Below are 25,808 nucleotides of genomic sequence, written 5' to 3'. Positions count from 1 at the left end.
GTTTCCAGAAACCTCCGGCCTCCGGACAATCCTAATATCTCATAGGGATGATTTCCAGATATTCCTTAACCGTAGCACCTGCCAGGAACATATCTATGATCTGCTTTCCTAACGGATTTAAATCATCGGTATAATATTTCATCAGCTCCTGTTTAAAGAAGTCTGTCAGGATTTTTGCTCCGTCGTCATATCCCTGAATGCCTACTTCCTGCTGGGTTTCCGGCCTTAAAAATGCTCTTCTGATGTACTGTCCGTCAATTTTTAAGGAATCAAGACCAAAGCCAAGAAGCGGACAGCGGGCTTCCACAAGATGCTCCGGTTTAAACTTGGCGCTGCCTCGGCGGGCAATGTACTCTCTGGCAACCCACTGGGGCATAAAGCTCACCTCATACGCACCGATATGCTGGTTAGGGATCAGGACATACCTGGTATTGGTTGAATTTAAAATCTGGTCAAGCAAAAGGTTTGCCTGGGTCACCTTTTTGCCGGTAGCAAACGGCCAGTAGGATCCTACTCCTTCGCTGGTCATTTCCAGGGAATCGATAATACTTGGATTATTGAATCCTCTTGGGGCCACAAGACGCCATAACCAGGCCAGTGCCGGAGGCAGTATGTGGAGAATACCAAGAATTCCGTATGTCGGGTTTTCCTTCGTACATGCCGGGGTCCGTACGCCAAAGCTTCTCACGTCTACTTCCACAGGTATATCAATGGCTTTGGGAACCAGTCTTCTTGGCAAAACAACACGGGGGTTGGGGCAGGGCTTTCCGTTTTGATCCAGGGTATGTTCCCAAACCAGACAGGTGGCACCAGGTACTGCCTGCATGTTTAAGAAGATAAGGGGCTCCTCCGGCTGAATCAGTATTTTCTCATATTGAGGAGAGGAACCATAACACTTGATGTTATCAAGACGCAAGAACCATGCGGATTCCGCATCCTTAACCACCAGCTTTTTGCTGTCATTCTGCATCTTGGGGTGGCATAATGCCATGTCATCTGTCACCGGTATCAGATCACAGGTTTCACTTAATACCAGATAGTTCTTTTCACCTGTAATCGTATTTCTTCCTAATATAGCTCTTCCATCCATTTCCTTGTGAATGTCTTCGATCATTTCACTTTTTCCGCCGCCGGAAGCACCTTCGTGCATGATGACGATCTCATTGTCATAAGGAGTGATTACTTTTACCGTAGATGCATGTGCCGTTACCCAGCCTTCTTCTTCTCCAATATTGAGAAGAACTCCGTAGATGCCCTTTTTGGCGCTTGGGCCTGGATATAAATTATAGGAATAAACTTCATGAATTTCATCCAGACGGTTATGAACCACGATCTGCTTACCGTCAAAATGGGTATGCCGAAACGGAGGAGCCAGAAATACAACCGCTCTAGGATTAAAATCAGAAGAAATCTCGTCAATATTTAAAAATCCCTGCAGATCTGCAAGTCCGGCAGCGAAAAATCCGGCGTTTAAGGGGGCAATCAGGATTGAATCATATCCATACTCAAGTCCGCCTGACTTAAATGGAAAAAAAATCAGCTCCTGCTTTTTCAGCCAGTCAAAGGTTTCCGTTCTCAGAGTTTTAAAATCAGACTGATAAACCTCTTCGTATCTGGGTTTATCTGTTGGTTTATGATCCGCAATCAACAGACAGTCAGGATCACGTCTTCTCATGTAATCGTCCGTATAATTGACTACGACTCCGTTTTTACATTTCGTAGCAGTAGCTTCCAATACCTTGCCTTTTCCTTCTACTTCATATTCAATGTAAAACTTGGTATTTTCAGAATTCCCCATTGCCAGTGTCAGTAAATCTTCCCTGGTCTTTGGAATAACAACACCTTTTGACTCAGTCAATATATCCATTACATACTCGGGTAAATTCATATCACGTAAACATTCCAGCATATTTTCCTCCGTTCCTGCGCAAGCCCTTATGCACATCTGAAGTTCGCGCCAAACATGGGGCAGGCGCAAACCATGTAGTTATAATGATCTTCTTCAACCTTTGTTTCCCAATTTTATTAAGTATTACATAGTTTCTATTTTAATATTCCAGGCATGTGATTGTTCTGCTGTTTTTCCAAATGCCCTTTACAAAATCATGCCGAATACCTTCTTATTTCGTTGTTAAAGTATTCTCCTATTCATTCATCGCCTCCTCCTTCGATATATATAAAGCCGATATCCAGTTCATGGATATCGGCTTACTTACAACTTAGAATTAATTCTACTTTGTGACGTCTTCCGGTGTTATTTAGCTGTATATAACTCTTCCAAATTTCTATCAACCGTAATAACAATGATCTTTTCACCTGTTTTCGTGCTGATATCCGAGTGAGTGCTGATAATTGACATATCCATAACATCTGTTAATATTTTCTCCAGATATTCTCTTCCGCCCTCGAACAGGGAAGTCCGGACTTTCTTAAGCAGCTCAATACCCTGCGCGCTTTCCGTCAGTTTCTTTTCTGAAGGGCTTAAGAATCCAATTAACCTGACTATGATCATATCATTTAATACATAGGTACGGATCGTCTTTGGACCCCTTCCCATATATTCAACTTCAAATTTACTGACAACTTCACTGATTTTAGCTTCCAGCTGACCTTTTGTCATATTACACCACCTGTCAGATACAATATCATGAAAATCTGGGCCTGTCAATGATTTTTTAATTAACGAAAGTTAACATTTTATCGGGTACTTAGATTTCAATCGGCCCCGGCAATCGGCCAGCCCCCTCCAATCTTGACCAAAGAAAATAGATATAGTATCATGAAGTTAAGCGCATTTTAAAAGGGGGCATCAATAATGAGCCAGCCAAAACAGATCGAAAAAGTTACTAAGCCCGACCACATCCTGTCCTATTTTAAACTGGAGCTATGGCCGCTATTATTAGTCATGGTTTCAGGTATCTTATATAACGTTGGTATGATTGCCGGACCCTATTTTGAAGGGAGGCTGGCACAATGCCTGTTCGATATCATGAAGGGGTATCAGACCTTTTCTACCATGATATCGCTTGCAGTCACTTACCTCGCCGTCATTTTCGCCGTTCAGCTGATGCGCTGCATCAAACGGTTTTATGTACGGAGGTTCGCCAATGATACAAGCCGCAACATGCGGCACATGCTGTATAACAGTTTGGTAAATATGAGCCAGGAGGAACTGGAGCAGGAAAGCCTTGGAGCTATCATGACCAAAGCGGTGACCGATGTGGACGCATGCGTGGAGGGAATGCGGAAATTTACCACGGAAATATTTGATACCGGCGTGGTACTGGCATCTTATCTTGCCATGCTTTTTGTTTATGACTGGCGGCTGGCTTTGCTTTCCGGCATCTTTACACCCATTGCCTATTTCATTGCAGGGCAGCTGAAAATTCGCATCACACAGTATAATATGGAATATAAGAAAAGTGCAGGCCGGTTAAACAGTGCCACCATGGACAGAATTTCTAATTCCATTACCTACCGTGTGTATGGCTGTGAGCCAAATCGTGACAGTGTTTACGAATCTCATCTTGCGGATTATGAGAAACGTGCAGTTTCAGCGAACCTATGGGGAAGTGCCATGCAGCCGATTTACAACATTATCTCCATGTGCGGAGCAGTTTTGATTATTTATTCAGGCTCTAAAAACGTGCTTGGAACCGGTTGGACCAACTGGAACATCGCGGCGTTTACTACTTTTCTTTCCTGTTTTACAAAAATGGCCCTCAAATCCTCCAAAGCAGCTAATCTGTTCAATGCCGTGCAAAAGGCACAAGTTTCATGGGTAAGAATTAAACCGCTGATGAAAGAATATGTGGAACAGAATACGGATTCCGCCATCGACTTTTCAAAACCTGCGGGACTCACGGTATCTGGCTTATCCCTGGGTTGGCCGGGTGGCCCTAAAATCCTCAAAGGCCTTTCCTTTTCTGCCGGCCCCGGGCAAATCCTTGGTGTGACAGGGCCTGTGGCAAGCGGTAAATCTGCACTGGGCAAAGCCTTGATTGGAGAAGTTCCCTATGAAGGCAGCATCCGTGTGGGAGAACGGGAACTCTCCACTCTGAGCGGCTACGAACGCAGCAGACTGATTTCCTACATGGGGCATCAGCCGGACCTGGTAAGTGACAGTATTGAGGAGAACATCCGTCTTGGAGAACATGGGAGCATTGCCCCTTATCTGCAGGCAGTATGTTTCGGGAAAGAGGTGTCACAAATGCCCCAGGGAGCAGCTACTTCAGTAGGCAGCGGGGGAATAAAACTTTCCGGCGGTCAGCAGGCACGAACCGCTCTGGCCCGCACACTTTATCATGCACAGCACATTTTAATTTTGGATGATCCCTTTTCCGCGGTTGACCGCGGCACGGAGCAGAAAATCTTTGAAAATCTGCGTACATTGGCTGCGGATAAAATCGTGATACTCATTTCCCATAGGCTGTATCTGTTTCCCGCCTTGGATCAGGTGCTGTTTTTAGACGGCGGCAGAGGCGTTTTTTCTACCCATGGCGATTTGATGGAGAAAAATCCCACTTATGCAGAATTGTATCATGCACAGATGGAGGGGGAAAAGCAAAATGAAGAATAAGAACAGTCTTGGTTCTGTGCTGAGAAAAATCATCTCCTCTTCCAAATGGATGACCCTTATGACGGTGATCATCATCGCAGGAGCGATTGCGACAGCCCTTCTCCCACCGTTGGTTTTGGAACACATCGTCAATCGGCTGACTGCCCATCAGCCGATCCCACTCTATCTCGCACTGATCTATTTTGGACTGCTGGCGCTTTCGGGTTTATTGGAGTCTGGTCAGAACGTGATGATCACCGTGTTTGGTCAAAAGGTCACCCACGGCCTTCGAAGTGAAATGTGCGCCAAGCTCCAGCGTCTGCCTGCCGCCTATTTTGCACGGCACGAGGCAGGCAAAACTACTTCTCGTTTTGTAAATGATGTGGATGTGGTAGATTCGCTGTTCACCAATGGCATTATCAGTATGTTTGCCGATGCCTGCAAGGTACTTAGTATCCTGGCAGTCATCTTTTATAAAAGCATGGGGCTTGGCATTCTGATGCTGTGGGTCACACCACTGTTGTTTGTCATGACGCGCCTGTTCCAGAAGCGGATACTGAAGGCACAGCTTGCAAACCGCGCAGCAGTGGGTAAGGTCAATAATCATGTGCCTGAGACAATACGGACGATCCGCATGATCCGCACCCTGTTCCGGCAGAAATACATGGAGCAGAAATATGATGATTACATTGAAGAAAGCTACCACGCAACAGATAAATCAAACCTTTATGATTCCATTTATTCTCCCATTGTTATCTTCATCAGTTCTTGCGTAATTGCGGTGATGATGATATGCGCCGCTCTGGGCGGACAGGTGCAGCAGTTCTTTGGTGTTACCGTCGGTACTGCAGTAGCCATCATCGCTTATGTGAATAAGGTATTTGACCCTCTGGAAAGTATTGGTATGGAAATTCAAAATATCCAATCCGCTGTTGCAGGAGTAAAGAGAATCAACGAATTCTTAAATGAGCCGGAACGGGAAAAAACAGACGAATCGGTCACCGGTAAGGGACCAATTCCAAACACAAAGCCCTGTATCTTCTTTGATCATGTAAGCTTTTGCTATGATAAGGAAAATACCGTGTTAAACGACCTTTGCTTTAAGGTAGAAAGCGGCGAAGCGGTCACCCTTGTGGGCAGAACGGGCGCAGGAAAAAGCACGATCTTCCGTTTGCTGCTGGGACTGTATTGCCCTAATGAAGGGCGAGTGCTTGTAGACGGTGTGGAGGCATCTAAAATCCCAGATACCAGGAAGAGAAAGCTGTTCGGCTATGTGGAACAGTCATTCCATTCCGTATCAGGCACGATGGCAGAACAGATTTCTTTGTTTGATCCTGCCATCAGCCAAAAACAGGTGGAGGATGCTGCAAGACTGGTTGGACTTCACGAAAGCATTTTGGCACTCCCGGAAGGTTATAATACCCCTGTGGAAAAAGCCATCTTTTCGCAGGGGCAGTTTCAACTGCTTTCCATTGCCCGGGCGGTAGCCGCCTCTCCAGAAATTCTGCTGTTGGATGAAATTACGGCAAGCCTTGACAGCGATACGGAACGCAGAGTATTGGATGCTTTAGAGCGTGCCTGCGAAGGCAGAACAGTACTTTCCATATCCCACCGCCTGCACGTAAATACCCGGAATCATCGAATAATAGAAATAGGTAGTAAATGCTTGTAATTTTAATGAAACCTGCACGATATGATGATTCGCTTATCATTTTAGAATTCCGTATAGTTTTCTGGCCTCAGATATGGTAAAATAAATAAAATTACTTATAAGTGATTTTGATTTGAAACGAAAACCGTAAATATAAAGGAGAATAAAAATGCTGCTCTGTATTGGCACCGCTCCGTGCAAAGTCTGAAACGGACGAAACTGCACGGAGTAGATTGAATTCGTCCGTTGGACTTTGCACTTTCAATAAATCATAAAGATTTTATTTGAAAAAGGAGCAAAGTCATGTTAAAAAATTTAAAAACAAACATCGGGGAACTTCGTAATTTCCTGATTTTATGGATTACGCAGTCATTTTCGGCCTTGGGCAGTGCAATGACCAACTTTGCGCTGGTGATCTGGTCTTATCAACAGCAGGGGTCGGCTCTCACCACCTCGTTATTGGCCATCTGTTCCTATGCACCCTATGTCCTTTTAAGCATTTTTGCAGGTGCACTGAGTGACCGGTGGAACAAAAAGGCTACGATGCTGCTCAGTGACAGCTTTGCGGCATTGTGTACTGTTTCGGTGCTTATTCTGATGACAACTGGTAAACTCCAGATTTGGCATCTGTATTTAATCAACACCTTGAATGGATTGATGAACACGGTACAGCAGCCTGCATCGGATGTAGCCATCAGCCTGTTGGCCCCGCAAAAGCATTACCAGAAGGTAAGCGGGATGCGTTCCTTATCCAATTCGTTGGTTACCGTACTGACGCCTATGCTGGCTTCCGCCCTGCTTTCTTTTGGAAGCATCCGTCTTGTCATCCTATTCGATTTAATTACATTTTCCATAGCGTTCCTATCGCTGTTATGCTTTGTCAAAATCCCGCAGGCCAAAGAAGGCCGGGGCCTGGAGAGGGAAACGGTATTGCAGTCTGCCAAAAGCGGCTTGCGGTATCTTAAAGATAACCGGGGAATTCTGGATCTGATTCTGTTTTTGGCTGTGATCAATTTTACTGCTTCTATCTTCAATGCCGCCCTGCCCGCTATGGTACTGTCACGTGCCGGCGGCGGAGAACTGGCCCTTGGAATGATCAGCACTGTTACAGGAATTGCAACAATGGTAGGAAGCATTTTGGTTTCTATGCTGCCTCCGCCAAAAAGCCGGGTTCGAGTGATTTGTAATTGCCTGCTTTTTTCCATGAGTACTGAGAACTTTATCCTTGCTTTTGGCAGGAGTACTCCTGTATGGTGTTTTGGCGCAGTCCTTGGCTGGATCTTTATTCCTGTTATGAACGCCAACATGGATGTTCTTTTCCGAACAATGATCCCTATTGAAATGCAGGGCCGTGTCTATTCAGCAAGGAATACCTTACAGTTTTTCACCATTCCCCTGGGATATCTGTGCGGCGGCATTTTGGTAGACCGGGTGTTTGAACCATTTATGGCAGGACAGCCGGCAGGCAGTCTGTGGACTCCACTGTTTGGAACAGGAAAAGGCTCCGGCGCGGCGATGTTATTTTTTGTGATCGGGTTTTTAGGTGCCTTATCATGTCTGCCATTTCGGGCGGACAGAAATATTTGGAAACTGGAAGAAACGTTGTAATTAATAAAACCAGGGGGTAGTTTATATATGAATAAACCCAAAGTAGCGTTTGTATGCGTCCATAACTCTTGCCGCAGCCAGATAGCCGAAGCTCTTGGCAAACACCTTGCCTCAGATACTTATGAAAGCTATTCCGCCGGGACAGAGGCCAAACCGCAAATTAACCAGGACGCAGTACGGCTTATGAATCGACTTTATGGAATTGATATGGAGCAAACCCAGCATAGCAAGCTCCTATCTGAAATTCCTCCGGTAGATATTGTTATTACAATGGGCTGTAATGTAAAGTGCCCGTTCCTGCCCTGTAAATACCGGGAAGATTGGGGACTTAACGATCCCAGCGGCATGGATGATACCGCATTTTTAGAAACAATAACCCTTATCCGGGATAAAATTTTAAACCTTAGAGACCGTATCCAAAACGGGACTTTATAAAAGAGGCTGGCAGGTGCTTTGGCACTTGCCGGCTATTTTATTACATTATGGCAATCATACGGTCTATGCCTGTGAAAGCTGGTTAAAATTTTCTTCAATATATGGTAAGATATCTATAAGAAAAAATTGTTTACTCATTCATAACAGGAATTTAATCAATAAACTAAGGCGGTGATCTTGTGACAAAGGATAAAGCAGATGGTAAATATGACGATTTGATAAGTAAGCTGAAAATTGATTGCAAAAAATGCAGCGGCTTATGCTGCGTTGCTTTGTACTGCACAAAAACAGATGGTTTTCCTGCCAATAAAGAAGCTGGGACACCATGCAAACATCTTGATTCGGATTTTTGCTGCAAAATCCATTCCAGACTGGCGGACAAAAATTACAAAGGTTGTTTGGCTTATGACTGTTTCGGAGCGGGGCAAAGAACGACTCAACTATATTTACCAGATGGAACATGGAAATCAAATTCTGAACAGAAAGATAAACTCTTTCAGATATTTATGATTGTATATCAGTTGCATCAGATGCTATGGTACCTGGTTGAGGCATTTACTTTGACATCAGATGAACTACTAAAATCAACGATTGATTTGCTTATCTCCGAAAGTGAACAAATGGTACAGCAGCCCATGGATCATATTGCGATGCTGGATCTCTCAGAATACAGATTAAACGTAAACAACGTATTAAAACAGATAAGCACTGATATTTCATCAAATGATACATCAAATCAATTTCACGGTTTAAACTATTTGGGAAGAAATTTTAAGAAAGCAAATCTTGACAGAAAGAATTTCAGTATGTCATTAATGATCGCTGCAAACTTATCCGGATGCAGCTTATGGAAGACTAACTTTTTAGGTGCTGACCTCCGTGACGCCAACATAAAAAATGCAGATTTGAGTAATAGCATCTTTTTAACACAAATGCAGATTAATTCAGCAATCGGAAATTCGAATACAAATATCCCTATAAATTTGACCCGTCCGGCAACATGGGAAAAATAAGCCGGTTCTTCCGCCATGGTTACGTGGTAAACTTATACCGGATTAGCAAAAATAGTCGAGAAGTTTCTCTCACTGTCAATGTAAGATAAGGAGCATAAGGTGGTGAAAAAATGGAAGAAAAAATCGAGGCTGTCCAGAGGATGCAGGATTATATTGCGGAACACTTATCAGAAACTATCACACTGACTGCTCTATCAAGCGTTTCCTATTATTCGCCGTGGTACTCCTACCGTCTGTTCTTGCAGCATACCAACATGACGCCAGCCGATTATATCCGGCGCCTGCGGCTCTCCAAGTCAGCAATCAAGCTGCGGGATGAATCCTGTAAAATTATAGATACTGCTTTGGACCTTGGATTTGGCAGCGTGGACGGCTATCAGCGGGCGTTCTTCCGTGAATTTGGGTGCAATCCCAGGGAATATGCGAAAAGCCCCGTTCCGCTCTATCTTTTCACGCCTTATGGAGTCAAATACCGCGCACTCAGAAAGGAGAAACAGATGGAAACTGTAAAAAGTGTATTTGTGGCCATTGAAGATGTGCAGACAGCAATCAGTAAATACGATCCAGCTGTCATTGGCGCACAGTGGGATTCATCAAACCCTCGCATCCAGCTTGAGCCTGTCGGCACAAGAGGTTACATTGAACTTCTGCCAATCAAATGACAAAAAAGCGACAAAGAAGCACAAGATGGCTAAATAAGCCGTCTTGTGCTTTTTGTCAAAAGATGAGAATCGACCAGTTATACTGCAGCGGTGTTCCCGCCAAGAGTCTCTTAATTTCCCGCTTCTTTTTTAAGTCTGGTCAATACTCTTACCAATATCCCGTCTCATATACTTATTCTCAAAAGATACCCATTCCGCCGCCTGATAGGCATGTTCTCTGGCTTCCCTTAAATCCGCTCCGATTGCCGTCACTCCCAGCACTCTTCCGCCATTGGTCACCACTGTACCGCTGCCGTCAAACTTGCTTCCTGCATGAAAGGCAAAATATATCTCCTGTCCCTTAAATGCTTCCAGCCCGTCAATGGGATAGCCCTTTTCATACTTCTCCGGATAGCCCTCTGATGCCAATACCACGCAGACCGCCGCATTATCTTCAAACTGCAGGTCTGTCTGATCCAGAGTTCCGTCAATACAAGCCTCAAAAACCTCCACGATGTCATTCTTCATCCTGGGAAGCACCACCTGTGTCTCTGGGTCACCAAACCTGGCATTGTATTCCAATACTCTGGGGCCTTTTTCCGTCAGCATCAGTCCGAAGAACATAATACCCTTAAATTCCCGGTCCTCTGCCTTCATGGCATCCACGGTCGCCTGATAAATATATCGCTTACAAAATCTATCCACTTCTTCCGTATAAAACGGACTTGGAGAAAAAGTTCCCATTCCCCCTGTATTAAGACCCTGGTCTCCGTCTTTTGCCCGCTTATGATCCTGGGCGGATGTCATAATTTTAACAGTCTTTCCATCCACAAAGGAGAGCACCGATACCTCCCGGCCCGTCATAAACTCTTCCACCACGATCCGGTCTCCTGCGGAGCCAAACCGTTTATCAAGCATTAAATCCTTTACCCCGAGTTCCGCCTCTTCCCTTGTGCCGCAAATCAGGACTCCCTTTCCCAAAGCCAGGCCGTCAGCTTTTAACACAATGGGCATTGGGGCTGTTTTCACATAACTTAATGCCTCTTCCAGAGAATCAAAAACTTCATATGCTGCTGTGGGAATACCATACTTTTTCATTAAATCCTTGGAAAATGACTTGGAACCTTCCAGCAAAGCCGCACGTTTTTGCGGGCCGAACACCCTTAGTCCGGCTGCCTCAAACGCATCCACAGCTCCGGCAACCAAAGGATCATCCGGTCCTATGATGGTCAGATCGATTTCCTTTTCCCTGGCAAATGCTACCTGCCTGTCAAAATCCATTACCCCCATATCCACGCATTCTGCAATCTCTGCAATTCCTGCATTTCCAGGGGCGCAATATATTTTATCAACCTTAGGGCTTCTGGAGATTTTCCATGCAATGGCATGCTCACGCCCGCCTCCGCCTATGATCAAAACCTTCATTACGATTCCTCCTGTCCGTTTGCAATCATCTGTATGGCCTGGGGAAGGATAAGCCACTCTGCCTCTTCCATGACACGCCGCTGCAAAGTCTCCGGTGTATCTCCTTCCCGGACCTCAACCGCCTTCTGTAAAAGAATCGGCCCTGTATCCATTCCCTCATCTACATAGTGGACCGTAGCTCCCGTAACCTTCACCCCACAGGCCAGGGCAGCTTCATGAACCTTAAGCCCATAATATCCCTTTCCGCAAAAAGACGGAATAAGGGATGGATGAACGTTGATGATACGGTTCCTGTACTTTTGTATCATGGATACCGGAATCGCAACCAGATATCCGGCCAGAACGATCAGATCAAGGCAGTACTGGTCAATCGTTGAAAGAAGCGCTTCATAAAAGTCTTCCCTCTCCTTATAATCCACAGGAGATATGCAGAGAGCCTCAATTCCATGTTTTCTGGCCCTTTCCAGGGCATATGCGTTCTGGTTATTGCTGATGACCACTGTTACCTCTGCATTGGTGATCCTTCCGCAATCTATCGCATCTAAGACTGCCTGAAGGTTGGTTCCCCCGCCGGAAACCAATATCCCGATTTTCAGCATAAGGTCACGCCCTTCTCTCCTCTTTCCGTATGGCCGATCACATAGGGAACCTCCCCAGCTCCGCGGATTGCTTCCATAGCCGTATCCACATCCGCCGGACTCACTGCAAGAATCATTCCGATTCCCATATTATAGGTATTGTACATGATCTCTTCCTCAATACCGCCTTTATCCGCCAGCAGACCAAAGATGGCAGGCACTTTATAGCTGTTCTTTTCAACAACCGCCCGGATACCCTCAGGAAGCATACGGGGAATGTTTTCATAAAAGCCGCCTCCGGTGATGTGGCTGCAGGCTTTGATCACTGCTCCGCTGTTTTTTACACTTTTTAATGAATTAACATAAATTTTGGTAGGAGTGATCAACACTTCGCCAAGGGTTTTTCCCAGTTCTTCATAATAGGTATCCAGGCTTTCTTTTGTCATGTCAAACACCTTGCGTACCAGAGAAAAGCCATTGCTGTGAATTCCGGATGAGGCGATTCCTATGAGCACATCCCCCTCTTTGACATCAGCCCCGGTAATAAGATCCTTCTCATCCACCACACCTACTGCGAAACCGGCCAGATCGTATTCATCCTCAGGATAAAATCCCGGCATCTCCGCGGTCTCACCGCCGATCAAAGCAGCATTGGCCTGCTTGCAGCCGTTTGCAACTCCGCTGACGATCTCTGCGATTTTTTCCGGGTAATTCCTGCCGCAGGCAATATAATCCAGGAAGAACAAAGGCTCCCCGCCTGCACATGCGATATCATTGACACACATGGCCACACAGTCGATTCCAACGGTATCGTGCCTGTCCATTAAAAATGCAAGCTTCAGCTTTGTGCCTACCCCGTCGGTTCCTGATACCAGAGTCGGTTTCTCCATGTCTTTAAAGGCTGACATGGAAAATGCCCCGGAAAATCCCCCGAGCCCTCCAAGAACCTCAGGTCTCATGGTATCCTGCACATGCTTTTTCATTAATTCAACCGATTTATATCCGGCTTCAATGTCCACTCCTGCATTCTTATAATCCATTTTTTCTCCTCGCCTCCGATTTTCTCACTTCTTCATCTGGGATAAATATTCCTGATAGCCGATCTGATCTAATTTCTCCGCTTTTTCTGCCACCTCGTTTTTCAAGTTTTCCGAGTATTCTTTAAGCCTTCCTAAAAGCGCTTCGTCACTGACCGCTAAAATTTTAGCTGCAAGAATTCCAGCATTGGTCCCTCCGCCAATCGCAACAGTGGCAACCGGAACTCCGGAAGGCATCTGGACGATAGAATAAAGAGAATCCACTCCGCCAAGGTCCGAAGTCTTCATGGGAATGCCGATCACCGGCATTGGGAACAGAGCAGCACACATCCCCGGTAGATGAGCAGCCTTGCCTGCACCGGCAATTATGACCTTTACGCCTCTTGCTTCTGCCGTTTTCGCATATTCGAAAAATATATCCGGTTCCCTGTGGGCGGAGATCACCGTCATCTCAAACTCCACTCCCAATTTTTTCAAAACATCTGCAGCCTGAGCCATAACAGGCATATCAGAATCACTTCCCATAACAATCGATACTTTTGCCATAGTAAATTCTCCTTTTATTTTGTTTGATGTGAGGATTCATTATTAACAGTAATACAGTTTATTAGATAAATTAATAATTATAGCCTATTATTCTATCTTTACTTATTAATTATAATACAAGTTTTTTTCTGCTTCGTCAATGGTTTTCTAAAAATTTTACCATCGCTCACGGGGAGTACAAGAAGGGCGGGAGAACCGGAAAGATATCTTAATCTCTCCGGCCTCCCGCCTGACTATGTATGTTTAATACTTTCCGCCTCCAAATGAGGGTTCTTCAAAATAAACCGGATCAATGTTAAGAACCGGGACATCATGAGCTTCTCCATAAACCGGCTTTTCTGGCCGGGAATCTCTGGGTTTTGAGGATACCTTTTCCTCCTCGCCCTCATAAAGGTCAAACCCCTCAACAAGTCCCTTCATAATCTGGGCCTGGCCTGACAGTTCTTCACTTGCCGCAGCACTTTGCTCCGCTGTGGCGGAGTTCGTCTGAACCACGCAGGAAATCTGGTCGATTCCCTGTGCCACCTGATCAACTGCCACCGCCTGCTTGTCAGAGGCCAATGCAATCTCTTCAATAATTGTGTTAATGCGCCTGCTTCCTTCCACGACTGCCTGCATAGCCTTCGCTGTCTCAGCAGTAATCTTGGTTCCGTTTTCCACGGCCTGCATGCTTTCTCCAATGAGAAGCGTGGTGTTCTTTGCTGCTTCTCCGGATTTGCTTGCCAGGTTACGTACTTCATCCGCCACAACTGCAAAGCCTTTTCCGGCTTCGCCGGCACGGGCGGCTTCAACGGCCGCATTCAATGCCAGGATATTGGTCTGGAAAGCGATATCCTCAATGGTCTTTATAATCTTTCCGATTTCATTGGACTTATCACTGATCTTCATCATTGCCTGGTTCATTTCCGACATTTTCTCACTGCTCTTCTCCACATTCCTGGTTGATTCCTCTGATGTAGAACGAGCCTCTTTTGCATTTTGGGCGTTGACATTTATCTGATTTGATATATCGCTTATAGCAGCCGCAAGCTCCTGAATGGAAGAAGCCTGTTCCGTTGATCCCTGGGACAATGCCTGAGCACCGGAGGATACCTGCTCCGAACCATTAGCTACCAGATCTGCTGATTGGTTAATGCGGAAAAGGGCTTCACTTAAATTATTCCTGATTCCGTGCATAGCCATAAGAATAGGCTCATAATCCTGGACATATTGTTCCTGGTGCTTGGAGCTGACCCGGAAATCACCGATTGCCAATGATGTCAACAAGCTGCTGATATCGTCAATCATGTTTCCTATATTGGAAATGGTGGTCCGCATGCTGTCGGCCAAAACGCCCAGTTCATCCTTTGACTTGTAATTTAACTGGATATGAAGGCTTCCCTTTGACATCTCTTCGGCGGCCTTCTCAATCTCTTTGACCGGCGAAACAATGCTTCTAGTTGTAAAAATAGAAAAGCCTAAGGTAGCTAATACAGCAAGGACCTGTAAAGCGACCACTACCGTCTGAGTGACTCCCGCCATTTGCTGGGCGTTCTTATAATTGGCATCGGCTTTCTCCTCTACAATGTCACTGATCTCTACCAGATCCTCCTGAACCTTTATAAAATAGGGGTTTAACGATTCAAAGAATATATCTGCTGCCTGTCTGGTTTTATTTTCCCTTGCAAGACCAAACACCTGATCCTTGAAAGGCTGCGCCTCATTTAAGGTATTTTCAATGCCGTCCACCAGGGACAGGTCCCCCTGATAGTTTTCCCTTAAAAATTGTATCTTGTCACGGAACGTTTTTAAATCCGCTTCCGCAGCATCAATATAATCCCCGGTAGTCTTTAAATCAAGGCTCATGGTTGCATATCCTACATTTTTAGCTGCAGACTGAATATCACGTCTCATCTCAAGTGTCTTTACATCGATCTGGTGTCCGTTGTTAAAAAAATCTACAAACTTACCGTTATTTTGCCTTAAGCTTATCACGGAAATTGTGGAAACTAATAAGAACAGCACGAGGATAGCTCCAAAAGCAAGTCCAATTCTTTTACCAATCTTTAAATTCTTCACCTTTGTCCTCCATTCACTTTATCTATCCTATTTTTGTATACGAATGAATCAAGGCAATATAATTTCATATTCCGCCGATTCATAAACTCAAGGTTGAAAGAAGTTTTTCTTTCAACCTTAAACCTTTGTATATCTTATCGGCATGTTCTTTTATTTTATAAGCTTTTTTATAATATTTGTTAAATATTTGTATATTTTTAGTTATTTTAAACAATTAGAGACCCGCCAATGGAATATTTAATTCCTCAGTGCCCTTTAATACGAATCTGCCGTCATCAATAATTAAAATCCTTTTTCCGGAAGCCGTGACAGCCTCGATCCTATCCAGTTCCGCATAAGGTATGGTTATATCCGTATGACAGCTGAAATAGGCCTTTGATACATCTTCTTTCCTGAGAATGGAAACCTCATTATCTCTGGCGATGATCTCCTTCCCATTGGGGTTGTAAACAGGGCTGTCCTCCGCCCAACTGTAGCAGGTGTCACCCACCGCAAAGTGGGGGCCCATCTTTTCCACAATGAGGATAGGCAGTTTATCGAGAATTCCGAACTTACGGGCCATGGCATAGGCCGTGGTATTGGTTCCTATGGCAAATTCTCCCATGGGAAGGGTATCTTGGTTCTTTAAGATCACCTGTTTTACAAGTGCTTTTCCTTCCTCCTGATCCTCAAAATTGCTGCAGGAATAGTCCTTTATCATACCATTTTCAAAGGTCATGACAAGGTCTTTGAACTGGAAATCCGTAATATATACCGTACTGACAGCCAAAGTTCCTTCTGTTCCTGTAAGTCTTGGGGACGTAAACACCTCTCCAAGGGGAATGTTCACATCAGCCACACAGTTTTCAAATTTTGTTTCCTTATCCCTGTCGTTCAACGGGTGAAGGGCCACTTTTAAGTGGGTTTTGTTGTTTCCTTTTCCCGTTACCTCCACGTAATCAGCCTCATCGAGAACATCGATAACCGCCTGCTGGATCGCCTTATATTTCTCATAATCAAGGGTGTTGATGGCAATGGTCTCTTCAAAAATCTTCTCAAAGTCTTCTCCGATTTCCGGTACCGGGAAAGCTATAATCGTAAAGCTGGTCTCATCTCCTGGTACGTATTGATTGAGAATTCTAGAAGTTTCATTAGACATTTCCGCTGAAAGCTTTTCCTGTCTGGCATCCAGACGGTTGGCTTCTGGCTTATTAACTGGCTCAAAGCCTTCTTTTCCAAAGGTTTCCATTACCGCTGGGCCGGCAAATGCTGCTGCCTGTTCTTTGTAGGTTTCATAAGCCACCTTCAAAACAGCCGCTTTCCGGTCTTTAAACGCTTTATTCAGATATAGAGCATCGTCGTACCTATGATCGTAAACATACTGCCTGTTGGGGGATGTGCTGTAGTAACCGTTCTTCCGGCCGGCATTGGTATTGACTGTCCAGACAGCCGCACGGCAAAGGATCACTTGAAGGCCAAGCTTTTCAAAATTCTCCATGGCATACTTCACCATACGTTCAAAGCCCAGTTCATAGCGAATCTGCACCGCTCCTTTTTTCTTTAAATCCCTTCCCATTACCTCAAAGCCTTTGCGGTACCCTTCTGTGTAGGTATCCGCCATAAGGCGTACCGTTTCCTCTGGCAGGGAATTTAAGAACTCTGCAGTTTTTAATTCTGAGTCGGAAATATACTCGCCAAAGTAATACAAATACCGAAGATCATTTAAATCATTATCCCGGATGATATCCGTTGCAAAGGAAAGCGTCGGGTCAAGCCCTTCTCTGACCCGGAAAGTAACCGTATGATCCGTATAATCGCTGACAAACCAGTAGATCACTTCTTTTATCCGGGAAACCTCAGGGATTTCCTCCTCAAATATGTTGTAAATTTCAATAAGCGTTTCATTTAATATGGTTAGATCCGTAAGCCTCCACTCGTGGACAAATACAATGTCTCCCCGGATCTCTTTATACAGATACGAAAGAAGCTGGCCATAGCCCTCTCCCAGCTTTGATACTGCATACGCCGGATTTGCATAGCTTTCCTCATAATGGCCTGGTAAAATATCCTGGTAAAGCTTCTGGTTCCATTCTCTTAAAATCTCCAACGGAGCTGCTTTCTGGTTTCCGGACTCAATGAACCGGAGATATTCCCCCATCATGGCGATAAAGGATGCTGTCCTGATAAAATAATCACGATACGGCTCCGGCACAGTCTGTTCCGATGCCATCTGACCGATCCGCTCCATAGACAGTTCAAAGCGCTCCTTAATATTCTCATTTTCCTGTTGAAACATCATTTGATAATCCATAATCCTTACCCCTTTATTCCTATAATAATAAGAACTGTCCAAAGAATGATAAGGATCAGACTGATCCCCATTCCTACTTTAGACAGTATGTATTTTTTTTCCCTTTCAAAGAAAGAAAAAACACCATAAACCATTGAAAAAAATGAAATCAATAAGCTGCAGAAGCAAACAGCCGCCACATTAAGCTGTGCCTGTCCTTCCGCCATTACAGAACTGATGATTCCAATAATTCCAAGTACAAGTGCCCCAACCGCAAGTCCCAGGCATAGAAAGCTTCTCTTTGCAAAGGACTTCCTAATATAGGACACTTTTTTCTGCTTTTGCACGCTTTTTCCTCCTTAATCTTACTCTTGTATACTGTACGATTTTGTAAAGGATGTATCCAAGGATACCCCCCAGCGTATTCAGTATCATGTCGTCTACATCAAAGCATCCCACCTTAAATACAAGCTGGATGGTTTCAATGCATAAGCTGAACAGAAAGCTCAACAACGTCGTATTAAACCAGCAGCGGCTTCTGCGGCTGATGATCGGAAGAAAGAAACCACAGGGCATAAAGCCCACGATGTTTCCCACAATGTTCAGCAGAAAGGACTTCATTCCGACCACATGGCGGTAAATAATAAAGCGCCGTATTTCTTTAAACGGGGTTAAGTTGTATGCATATTCCTGCTGAGCATGACTCCCCCTGCCGAAATAATCGGAAAAAAATAAAAAGTATGCCAAAAAGATCAGGTAAAATATAAAGATTACCCAACCCATCTTCTGCCGTTTTGTCGCATTTCTAATCATAACAGCTCCATCTATATGCGGCGCTAAGGAAACAAGTTTTCCTTAGCTGCCGTGGTATTCGCCCAATGAATATGCAAGCATATTCATTCCGCTCATTACTCGCGCAAAAAAGAGAGAGGCTGCTTAAAGCCACACCTTTCAACCAGCATCCTCTCCTATAATAACAGTTAAAATGTAATTTCAGATTTTCTCTTCAACAAGAACGCTCCGTTTATAATTGATATGGTCCCGGCGGCAATTCCGATAACTGTCACTACAATTCCAACACCAATGCTTAAAGCTCCAATATTTCTCATCGTTTTATAAACTCTTTCCATACCAAGTCTCCTTTCCTCTCTCTCGCCCATGTTCTCTGGGCATTAAGGTATACCCGTAGGGTGTTTCCTCTCTCTCGCCCATGTTCTCTGGGCATCAAGGTATACCCGTAGGGTGTTTCCTCTCTCTCGCCCATGTTCTCTGGGCATAAAAGTATCCCTGGAAGGGATTATTTTATACCATAGACTTCGTAATAAGCGTCAATGGCCTCTTTTATACCATCATTAATAATAACTTTTCCATTATACTCCCTGTTATGCAGATATTCAATAACTTCTGCCATGGAAACGATGGCGGCGGCTTTAAATCCATACTTTTCATGGATCTCATCCAAAGCTCCCTTGTCCCCTTTTCCCTTTTCCATGCGGTTTAAGGAAACCATAAGGCCTAAAATCTCCACATTTCCCTGAGCCTTGATAATGGGGAAGGTCTCTTCAATGGATTTTCCGGAAGTAGTCACATCCTCAATGATCACTACCCGGTCTCCATCCTTTATGGGGCTTCCGAGGAGGATTCCGGCATCACCGCCATGGTCCTTCTCTTCTTTTCTGTTTGAGCAGTACTTAATTTCCTTTCCATACAGCTCGTGAAAAGCGATGGCAGTGGTAACGCTTAAGGGGATTCCCTTATAAGCCGGCCCGAACAGAACATCAAAATCATCACCAAAATTATCGTGGATAGCCTTTGCATAGTATTCACCCAGCTTTTTAAGCTGTGCACCTGTCACATAGGAACCTGCATTCATAAAAAACGGAGATTTTCTTCCGCTTTTCAATGTGAAGTCGCCAAATTTAAGGACATTGCTGTCTACCATGAATTCAATAAATTCCTGCTTATACTGTTCCATATTGTCATTTTCTCCTTATTTTATGTATTTTACTATCTCTTCTATATGTATTAAACTTGCTCTACTGCACCATTAATCATTATACTTGTTTCTGTTTCATTATCTGCATCTCCGTAAAGATTATATCTTCTGTCACATGAAAGTATAAATCCAAAGTCATTTTTAATGTCCCATGACCAAGTATGCGCTAAAGTGTTTTGGGCTGCATTCCATTTTCAATAGCTCGTGTTGCAAGAATATGTCTAAATGTGTATAGTGTGATATATTTAAAGCCAGCATTTTTCTTTTGAATGTTTTTATAATCACACCTATACATTCTTTGACAATAAATCTTTTTTTATCCGTTTATAGTGAGTAGCGTAAGATTCCTTTGACGAATTTCTGCAATTATTTATACAAATAATCAACCATATGAATAGTCTTTCTTTTGCCAAACCTATTAACAGACCAGGACTGATAAAGTACATCGTTCCTGGATATACCTTTTCCAAGTTTTTCCCCTTGAGCGATTTACCCAATATATCCTCCTTCCTGCATAAATCCGGGGAAAGGATTACTATTAGAACATCCGTCCCTAATTTTACCATACTCAATACGTATTTTCAATTAACAATCAATATAAAATTTGATTTAGTGACCATTTGTCCAACTTGTCCTTATGGGCATACAATCTATTACTAATTTTAATTGTTAACCATTTTGAGGCCATGCAAACAGCTCCCTGTCGTTTGTTGGTTTTATAAATAAATACTAGCTGTAATTAACGTGATAAGTTAAATGGCGAAAATTGTCGAGCAATTTATATAGACACATCCCTGATTATCCTTTATAATATGGCTAAATATTTATATCAATGAAATTCGATTGTTGTAAGCGGTCGTTGGTAGTTGATTGGAGGGTACTTGTGATTTATCAAGTGCTTATTTTCCAATACACCAACGGCTGCTTTTTTTTAGTTTCTTTCATTCACTTGATATTTCAGCAACAGGAATCCTGCAAGGACAACAAGATTCCCGGTTTTTTAATCAGGTATAATTGTTTTTAAAACAGCAAATTTTATTTCAAAGAAATAAGGCAATTATATAATATTATTTTTAAAGAAAGAGGTGATTCCAATGGACTAATCAGTTCCCGCCTGGCTGCTGATCTTTAAAATCTCAAAATTACAATATGTGCAAATTTCTAATGGGATTTTAAAATATGGCTTTTTTCACTTGAATCATATTATATAAATAAGGAGAAAAGAAAATGATTAAAACGATTAAAAGATTAATTAGTATTATGTTATTATTTTCCATTATTTGTTCTGGTAATGTATTAGCTTCAGAGGAAAATTACAAGCATATTACTACCGAAGATTTGAAAGTAGTATCAGAAAAGGAGGTACCTGCTGGCGTAAAACCAATGTCGTTTAAATCCGATGAAGAAGCTATAGTATACTTAAATAAAATGTATGATAGTATGCAAGTAGAATCAAATTCTGCAACTATTAACTTACTTGCTCGTAAGACTAATGGAAATGTTACAGTAGCTACTCAAAAAACTAATTATTTAACGAATGCAAAAATCCTTTTAAAGTTAAGATATACAACTTCCGGTAATAGCAATACAGGACGCATTGAAAAATTGGAGCCATATACACAATTTACTGGTTTTACTTATGGCTTTGAGTGGAAGGAAAATAATATAGGTACCACAATTAGTTCTAGTGGTAAAGACGTGCATGTCTACGTAGATGGAACACTTTCATCTTATTTACTGATAAATGGATTAATAAAACTCAGCACTAGAGATATAAATTTATCTGGAAATGTTGCTGTAATCCGATAATATTATGATAATTGACAGTATTGTTTCACTAATAAATTATACGTTTCTTATTATTGTTATCATCGTTATCGTAAAAATTATTATTAAAAGTTTTAAAAAGTAATATTATAAAGTTATCAATATGATTGATAATGCAGGCTGTCAAAGAACCTTGTTTTCAATGAACGAAAACAGGGTTCTTTCAATTCATACGTAAAAATGGTGATCTTTCCATCGCCACATAGCCAGTTTTTTAGATTCATGGCATCATACTTTAGCCGCACCCATTTACTGACACGACTAATTCCTCTTTTGGTGGAGTGATTTCCCCCTTCCTATTTCCCCACCAGTAATGATTAACAAATCAATTTTATCACCCAAACAATCTTCCAAAGTAAAATGTGGTTTAATTGTAATTCCTTCAAAAGTTTTGAATTCCTTAACACTATCCGATATTACACAAATATCTTCTATCGTTTTCGTTAAGTAAGCTGATTGGCACCCTCATTAACAATTTGATTTTATCACTTTACTGTATTACATTATAATACAATACCGATATCAATATCAAAAGTGCATTCTTCAACACAATTCATTTTCTCCGGATAATCTAAGACCCTAAGATAAGCCCTCTATCAATCATATTTCTACAACCGAAAAAGGGCTAATGTTAATAACCTATTAAATTCCAACAATATAGTAAAATATTTACTATTCCGTAATCTCAAGTGATTTTTATAACATCAAAGATTTCAAAAATTTGAACACACCATAAATTCAAAATCCATTCAAAATAATACTGTTACCGTACAGCTCCTATCAAATCCCTGATATCTTCTACGTCATATTTCTTCATGTAATCCTCTATGCCTCTGACTACTTCTTCCGCTGCATAAGGATTCCGGAAATTGGCCGTTCCAACGGAAACAGCCGTAGCTCCTGCAAGAATGAATTCTATGGCATCCTCCGCATTCATGATCCCGCCCATACCGATAATGGGAAGTTTCACCGCATTGGCCACCTGATATACCATGCGTACTGCAATGGGCTTAATAGCCGGACCGGATAAGCCTCCTGTTTTATTGGCGACTGCAAAGGTACGGCGGTTTATGTCAATCTTCATTCCGGTTAAGGTGTTAATAAGGGACAGTACATCTGCTCCTCCGGCCTCTGCTGCCTTTGCCATTACCCCTATGTCCGTTACGTTGGGGCTCAGCTTCATGATAACCGGCTGCTTTGCATATTTTTTAACTTCCCTTGTTATAGCCTCTACCGCTTTGGGATCCTGTCCAAAAGCGATTCCTCCCTCTTTCACATTAGGGCAGGAAATGTTGATTTCCAGCATATCCACCGGCTCATCCGCCAACCGCTCCACAACTTCGATATAATCCTCTGTGGTCTTTCCGCATACATTGACAATGATTTTCGTATCGTACTTCTTTAAAAATGGAATATCTCTCTTAATAAAAACTTCCATTCCCGGATTCTGAAGGCCAATGGCATTGATCATGCCTCCGTAGGTTTCCGCGATTCTGGGCGTGGGGTTACCTGGCCATGGCACATTGGCCACGCCTTTTGTAACCACGGCTCCCAAATGATTTAAATCGATCATCTCGCTGTATTCCTCACCGGAACCAAAGGTGCCGGAAGCAGTCATAACCGGATTCTTAAGCTCCACTCCGGCCAGATTCACTTTCGTATTCATCTAAAATTCTACCTCCTCAGCCTTAAATACCGGACCATCCTTACAGATACGCTTATTGTGAACCATGGAATGCTCGTCCACTGACTTGCTTTTGCATACGCAGGCGAGACAGGCCCCAATGCCGCAGGCCATCTTTTCCTCCAGGGAAAGATAACATTCTATTTCATTTTCAAGAGCATAAGCCTTAATAGCCTTCAGCATGGGGGTAGGACCGCAGGCAAAGATCACATCGCCTTTTAAGCCCTGTTCCCGGATTGCATCTAAAACATTGCCCTTCGTTCCGGTACTTCCGTCCTCTGTTGCAATATAAGTGTCTCCATATGGAGAAAACTCTTCATTTAAAAACAGAGCATCCCGGTATCCAAGTACCACCTGTTTCTCACAAGGCAAATGCTTTGCCAGTTCCAGCATAGGTGGAATTCCGATTCCGCCGCCGATCAAAAATGCCTTTTTCCCTTTTGTACCGGCTTCCAGGGGAAATCCATTGCCCAAAGGTCCCAGGACCTCTATGGTATCACCTTCCTTGTAATGGGAGAACTCTTCCGTTCCGCCCCCTACTACCCGGTACACCAGCCTTAAAAGTCCCTTGTCCTTATCTGTCTCGCAAATGCTGATGGGGCGGGGCAAAAGCTTTGCTCCATCCTTTGTATATAGGTCAACAAACTGTCCCGGCTCTGCCTGGGCAGTGATATCCTTTGTTTTAATCCACATACTGTATACATCATCTCCCAGCCGTGTCTGGCTGGCAACCACTGCAATATCCTTTACCTTTGCCATGCGATCCCCCTATAATACCCTGTTGATATCGGTGACCATGTCAATAACCGCCTGTCTGGAGGCTTCACCGAAATGCTCTACACCAAACCGGGCGTAGTTTTCAGATTTATAGGCTGCAATAATTCCCCTGGAGGAGTTTACAATAGCTCCCAGGCCGTCCTCGTTAAAGCATGGCTTAAGATCCTCTGCCGTTCCTCCCTGGGCGCCGTATCCCGGAACCAGGAAATAGGTGTTTGGCATCAGTTTGCGGAGAATCCTGCTCATCTCCGGATAGGTGGCCCCCACAACGGCTCCCACATTGCTGTAAGCGCCTTCCATACAGTCTGCTCCCCATTCCACAACCTTTTCTGCAACCAGTTCATACAGCGGCCTTCCGTCAATCAGCTGATCCTGGAATTCCCCGCTGGAAGGATTAGAGGTTTTCACCAGAACGAAAAGGCCCTTGTCTTCTTCCTTGCATACATCCACAAAGGGCTTTACGCCATCGGTCCCCAAATATGGATTGACCGTAAGGAAATCTGTACCGAAAGCAGAATAACTTTTGTTTCCAACCTTCACCTGACCGATATGTGCTGTAGCATAAGCGGCTGATGTGGAACCAATATCTCCTCTCTTAGCATCTCCAATGACGAAAAGCCCCTTTTCCTGGCAATAATTAACAGTCTTTGTATACGCTTTCAAGCCTTCGATGCCAAACTGCTCGTACATGGCAATCTGTGGCTTAACGGATGGGATCAGATCATAAACATGATCAACAATTTCTTTATTGAACTGCCAAATAGCTTCCGCAGCGCCTTCTAAGGTTTCACCGAATTCTTCAAATGCCTTTTTTATAACATGCTCTGGTATATAGTTTAACATGGGGTCCAAACCTACGCAGATTGGGGCTTTTGTTTTCTGAATTTTGTCTATTAACTGCCTGATCATAGCTTCCTCCTTGGATCTCTTTTCCCTTATTTTTTTTATTCTTACCAATTCTATCATAAGAAAGAACTAGCTTCAAGCCTTTTGCCAAACTGATCGAAAAAATCCTGGTCCCTGTCATAAGGCACAAGATAAAACTGCTTTAAAACATACATGCTGATTTTATTTGCCAAGGTCTGATCCCCATCCTCTTCCAGCTTTCTTTCCAGCCGCTTTAAGAAGAAATGCCAGTCAGACACAAACTTTTCATACCGCTTTGCATCAGGGGTATCAATCCATTTGCGCACCTTGACCTTTGCCCTGTTTTCTCTCCTGCACTCATGTACCTGGAGAAAATATTGAAATCCCTTCTCATCATAGATCCGCCCTAAGGGGAACAGGCGGCAGATCCCCGGCCGGAAGCTATGAATCCCGCATCGCCCTTCCTGGTTTAAAAAGCCGCACCTTTCCTCATTTCCACCCATTTTTAAGTTTGGAAGCACGATTCCATCCACCACATGAAGTTCCAGCTTCTCAGCCAGCAGTTCCTCCAGAGTACAATTAAGATTTACCGTCAGCCGGAAACAGTCAAGGGGATCCAGGGTAACCGACTGCCCCATCCCCTGGCAGCATGCCGAGCAGCCTTTGCAGTCGCCGCAATCCGCCTTTACCATATCATTTAAGCTATATAATTTCCCATCTGAGATCTCTTTCCAATCGATTTCCCGTTTCATGAATAGTTTTTCCTCAACTTTCTTTTTAGCAAACATGGTTATTCTATCATCTCCGGCCCATACATTCAATGGGGGATTCAATTCTT

The 25,808-nt window shown here is 43.5% G+C and carries 23 protein-coding genes; 7 read left to right on the top strand and 16 right to left on the bottom strand.

Going from position 1 to position 25,808, the window contains the following annotated elements:
- Positions 1–31: 31 nt before the first annotated feature.
- Positions 32–1,909, bottom strand: a complete 1,878-nt coding sequence (locus BMX69_RS04880; RefSeq protein WP_100041714.1) for a DUF4914 family protein — start codon at positions 1,907–1,909, stop codon at positions 32–34.
- 345 nt (positions 1,910–2,254) lie between these two features.
- On the bottom strand, positions 2,255–2,620 hold the full coding sequence (locus BMX69_RS04875) for a Na-translocating system protein MpsC family protein (RefSeq protein ID WP_054789565.1): 366 nt from the start codon (positions 2,618–2,620) through the stop codon (positions 2,255–2,257).
- 195 nt (positions 2,621–2,815) lie between these two features.
- On the opposite strand from BMX69_RS04875, the gene BMX69_RS04870 reads away from it, so the two are divergent.
- From BMX69_RS04870 to BMX69_RS04845, 6 genes are all read left to right on the top strand, one after another.
- Positions 2,816–4,579, top strand: coding sequence for an ABC transporter ATP-binding protein (locus tag BMX69_RS04870; RefSeq protein WP_100041713.1), 1,764 nt, complete (start codon positions 2,816–2,818; stop codon positions 4,577–4,579).
- Positions 4,569–6,230, top strand: coding sequence for an ABC transporter ATP-binding protein (locus tag BMX69_RS04865; protein ID WP_100041712.1), 1,662 nt, complete (start codon positions 4,569–4,571; stop codon positions 6,228–6,230). The genes BMX69_RS04870 and BMX69_RS04865 overlap by 11 nt, the downstream gene beginning before the upstream one ends.
- 282 nt (positions 6,231–6,512) lie before the next feature.
- Positions 6,513–7,817: an MFS transporter gene (locus tag BMX69_RS04860; RefSeq protein ID WP_100041711.1), complete on the top strand. Its 1,305-nt coding sequence runs from the start codon at positions 6,513–6,515 to the stop codon at positions 7,815–7,817.
- A gap of 27 nt (positions 7,818–7,844) precedes the next feature.
- The gene (locus BMX69_RS04855) at positions 7,845–8,252 is read left to right on the top strand and encodes an arsenate reductase ArsC (RefSeq protein ID WP_054789564.1); all 408 of its coding nucleotides are present in this window, start codon (positions 7,845–7,847) and stop codon (positions 8,250–8,252) included.
- A 179-nt stretch (positions 8,253–8,431) separates the two neighbouring features.
- Positions 8,432–9,265, top strand: a complete 834-nt coding sequence (locus tag BMX69_RS04850) for a pentapeptide repeat-containing protein (RefSeq protein ID WP_100041710.1) — start codon at positions 8,432–8,434, stop codon at positions 9,263–9,265.
- A gap of 110 nt (positions 9,266–9,375) precedes the next feature.
- On the top strand, positions 9,376–9,927 hold the full coding sequence (locus BMX69_RS04845) for a helix-turn-helix transcriptional regulator (RefSeq protein ID WP_100041709.1): 552 nt from the start codon (positions 9,376–9,378) through the stop codon (positions 9,925–9,927).
- A gap of 129 nt (positions 9,928–10,056) precedes the next feature.
- Here the strand turns inward: BMX69_RS04845 and purD are convergent, their stop codons facing one another.
- The 10 genes from purD to pyrE form a co-directional block, all read right to left on the bottom strand.
- Entirely contained in the window at positions 10,057–11,331 is a 1,275-nt protein-coding gene (gene purD / locus BMX69_RS04840) for a phosphoribosylamine--glycine ligase (RefSeq protein ID WP_100041708.1), read from the bottom strand.
- Entirely contained in the window at positions 11,331–11,930 is a 600-nt protein-coding gene (purN, locus tag BMX69_RS04835; protein WP_100041707.1) for a phosphoribosylglycinamide formyltransferase, read from the bottom strand. The genes purD and purN overlap by 1 nt, the downstream gene beginning before the upstream one ends.
- On the bottom strand, positions 11,924–12,949 hold the full coding sequence (gene purM / locus BMX69_RS04830; RefSeq protein WP_100041706.1) for a phosphoribosylformylglycinamidine cyclo-ligase: 1,026 nt from the start codon (positions 12,947–12,949) through the stop codon (positions 11,924–11,926). Before purM ends, purN begins: the two co-directional genes overlap by 7 nt.
- A 24-nt stretch (positions 12,950–12,973) precedes the next feature.
- The gene (gene purE, locus BMX69_RS04825) at positions 12,974–13,492 is read right to left on the bottom strand and encodes a 5-(carboxyamino)imidazole ribonucleotide mutase (RefSeq protein ID WP_054789560.1); all 519 of its coding nucleotides are present in this window, start codon (positions 13,490–13,492) and stop codon (positions 12,974–12,976) included.
- Between the two features lie 243 nt (positions 13,493–13,735).
- Positions 13,736–15,550, bottom strand: coding sequence for a methyl-accepting chemotaxis protein (locus tag BMX69_RS04820; protein WP_100041705.1), 1,815 nt, complete (start codon positions 15,548–15,550; stop codon positions 13,736–13,738).
- Positions 15,551–15,764: 214 nt separating this feature from the next.
- Positions 15,765–17,840 carry an aminopeptidase gene (locus tag BMX69_RS04815; RefSeq protein WP_174715203.1) on the bottom strand — a complete coding sequence of 692 codons (2,076 nt, stop codon included), beginning with the start codon at positions 17,838–17,840 and terminating at the stop codon, positions 15,765–15,767.
- Positions 17,841–17,845: 5 nt separating this feature from the next.
- A complete protein-coding gene (locus BMX69_RS04810; protein WP_100041704.1) occupies positions 17,846–18,166 on the bottom strand; it encodes a calcium:proton exchanger in 321 nt (106 codons plus the stop codon).
- Positions 18,135–18,632 carry a VanZ family protein gene (locus BMX69_RS04805; RefSeq protein ID WP_025232500.1) on the bottom strand — a complete coding sequence of 166 codons (498 nt, stop codon included), beginning with the start codon at positions 18,630–18,632 and terminating at the stop codon, positions 18,135–18,137. The genes BMX69_RS04810 and BMX69_RS04805 overlap by 32 nt, the downstream gene beginning before the upstream one ends.
- A gap of 167 nt (positions 18,633–18,799) precedes the next feature.
- Positions 18,800–18,979: a hypothetical protein gene (locus BMX69_RS24360; protein WP_166433153.1), complete on the bottom strand. Its 180-nt coding sequence runs from the start codon at positions 18,977–18,979 to the stop codon at positions 18,800–18,802.
- A 137-nt stretch (positions 18,980–19,116) separates the two neighbouring features.
- A complete protein-coding gene (gene pyrE, locus BMX69_RS04800; protein WP_025232498.1) occupies positions 19,117–19,794 on the bottom strand; it encodes an orotate phosphoribosyltransferase in 678 nt (225 codons plus the stop codon).
- 1,248 nt (positions 19,795–21,042) lie between these two features.
- Here pyrE and BMX69_RS04785 point away from each other — a divergent pair.
- Entirely contained in the window at positions 21,043–21,624 is a 582-nt protein-coding gene (locus tag BMX69_RS04785) for a hypothetical protein (RefSeq protein WP_100041702.1), read from the top strand.
- Between the two features lie 781 nt (positions 21,625–22,405).
- Here BMX69_RS04785 and BMX69_RS04780 read toward each other — a convergent pair.
- From BMX69_RS04780 to BMX69_RS04765, 4 genes are read right to left on the bottom strand one after another with little or no spacing between them, the layout of a single operon-like run.
- Positions 22,406–23,308: a dihydroorotate dehydrogenase gene (locus BMX69_RS04780; RefSeq protein ID WP_092248386.1), complete on the bottom strand. Its 903-nt coding sequence runs from the start codon at positions 23,306–23,308 to the stop codon at positions 22,406–22,408.
- Positions 23,309–24,085, bottom strand: coding sequence for a dihydroorotate dehydrogenase electron transfer subunit (locus BMX69_RS04775; protein WP_054789555.1), 777 nt, complete (start codon positions 24,083–24,085; stop codon positions 23,309–23,311).
- Between the two features lie 9 nt (positions 24,086–24,094).
- Entirely contained in the window at positions 24,095–25,012 is a 918-nt protein-coding gene (gene pyrF / locus BMX69_RS04770) for an orotidine-5'-phosphate decarboxylase (RefSeq protein ID WP_100041701.1), read from the bottom strand.
- A 53-nt stretch (positions 25,013–25,065) separates the two neighbouring features.
- Positions 25,066–25,722, bottom strand: coding sequence for a YkgJ family cysteine cluster protein (locus BMX69_RS04765; RefSeq protein WP_054789631.1), 657 nt, complete (start codon positions 25,720–25,722; stop codon positions 25,066–25,068).
- Between the last annotated feature and the right edge of the window lie 86 nt (positions 25,723–25,808).

This window comes from Lacrimispora sphenoides JCM 1415, assembly GCF_900105615.1.
In the GTDB taxonomy this organism is placed as follows: Bacteria; Bacillota; Clostridia; order Lachnospirales; family Lachnospiraceae; genus Lacrimispora; species Lacrimispora sphenoides.
Note: the sequence above shows the minus strand (reverse complement) of the source record. Positions and strands in the feature narration are given on the sequence as shown.

Excerpts from the sequence above, each read along its gene's own strand:
- purN (WP_100041707.1), bottom strand. The coding sequence starts at position 11,930 with ATGCTGAAAATCGGGATATTGGTTTCCGGCGGGGGAACCAACCTTCAG.
- BMX69_RS04875 (WP_054789565.1), bottom strand. The coding sequence starts at position 2,620 with ATGACAAAAGGTCAGCTGGAAGCTAAAATCAGTGAAGTTGTCAGTAAA.
- BMX69_RS04870 (WP_100041713.1), top strand. The coding sequence starts at position 2,816 with ATGAGCCAGCCAAAACAGATCGAAAAAGTTACTAAGCCCGACCACATC.
- pyrF (WP_100041701.1), bottom strand. The coding sequence starts at position 25,012 with ATGATCAGGCAGTTAATAGACAAAATTCAGAAAACAAAAGCCCCAATC.
- BMX69_RS04815 (WP_174715203.1), bottom strand. The coding sequence starts at position 17,840 with ATGGATTATCAAATGATGTTTCAACAGGAAAATGAGAATATTAAGGAG.
- purD (WP_100041708.1), bottom strand. The coding sequence starts at position 11,331 with ATGAAGGTTTTGATCATAGGCGGAGGCGGGCGTGAGCATGCCATTGCA.
- BMX69_RS04780 (WP_092248386.1), bottom strand. The coding sequence starts at position 23,308 with ATGAATACGAAAGTGAATCTGGCCGGAGTGGAGCTTAAGAATCCGGTT.
- BMX69_RS04775 (WP_054789555.1), bottom strand. The coding sequence starts at position 24,085 with ATGGCAAAGGTAAAGGATATTGCAGTGGTTGCCAGCCAGACACGGCTG.
- BMX69_RS04865 (WP_100041712.1), top strand. The coding sequence starts at position 4,569 with ATGAAGAATAAGAACAGTCTTGGTTCTGTGCTGAGAAAAATCATCTCC.
- BMX69_RS04765 (WP_054789631.1), bottom strand. The coding sequence starts at position 25,722 with ATGAAACGGGAAATCGATTGGAAAGAGATCTCAGATGGGAAATTATAT.
- BMX69_RS04855 (WP_054789564.1), top strand. The coding sequence starts at position 7,845 with ATGAATAAACCCAAAGTAGCGTTTGTATGCGTCCATAACTCTTGCCGC.
- purM (WP_100041706.1), bottom strand. The coding sequence starts at position 12,949 with ATGGATTATAAGAATGCAGGAGTGGACATTGAAGCCGGATATAAATCG.
- BMX69_RS04785 (WP_100041702.1), top strand. The coding sequence starts at position 21,043 with ATGATTAAAACGATTAAAAGATTAATTAGTATTATGTTATTATTTTCC.
- BMX69_RS24360 (WP_166433153.1), bottom strand. The coding sequence starts at position 18,979 with ATGGGCGAGAGAGAGGAAAGGAGACTTGGTATGGAAAGAGTTTATAAA.
- BMX69_RS04845 (WP_100041709.1), top strand. The coding sequence starts at position 9,376 with ATGGAAGAAAAAATCGAGGCTGTCCAGAGGATGCAGGATTATATTGCG.
- BMX69_RS04880 (WP_100041714.1), bottom strand. The coding sequence starts at position 1,909 with ATGCTGGAATGTTTACGTGATATGAATTTACCCGAGTATGTAATGGAT.
- purE (WP_054789560.1), bottom strand. The coding sequence starts at position 13,492 with ATGGCAAAAGTATCGATTGTTATGGGAAGTGATTCTGATATGCCTGTT.
- pyrE (WP_025232498.1), bottom strand. The coding sequence starts at position 19,794 with ATGGAACAGTATAAGCAGGAATTTATTGAATTCATGGTAGACAGCAAT.
- BMX69_RS04805 (WP_025232500.1), bottom strand. The coding sequence starts at position 18,632 with ATGATTAGAAATGCGACAAAACGGCAGAAGATGGGTTGGGTAATCTTT.
- BMX69_RS04860 (WP_100041711.1), top strand. The coding sequence starts at position 6,513 with ATGTTAAAAAATTTAAAAACAAACATCGGGGAACTTCGTAATTTCCTG.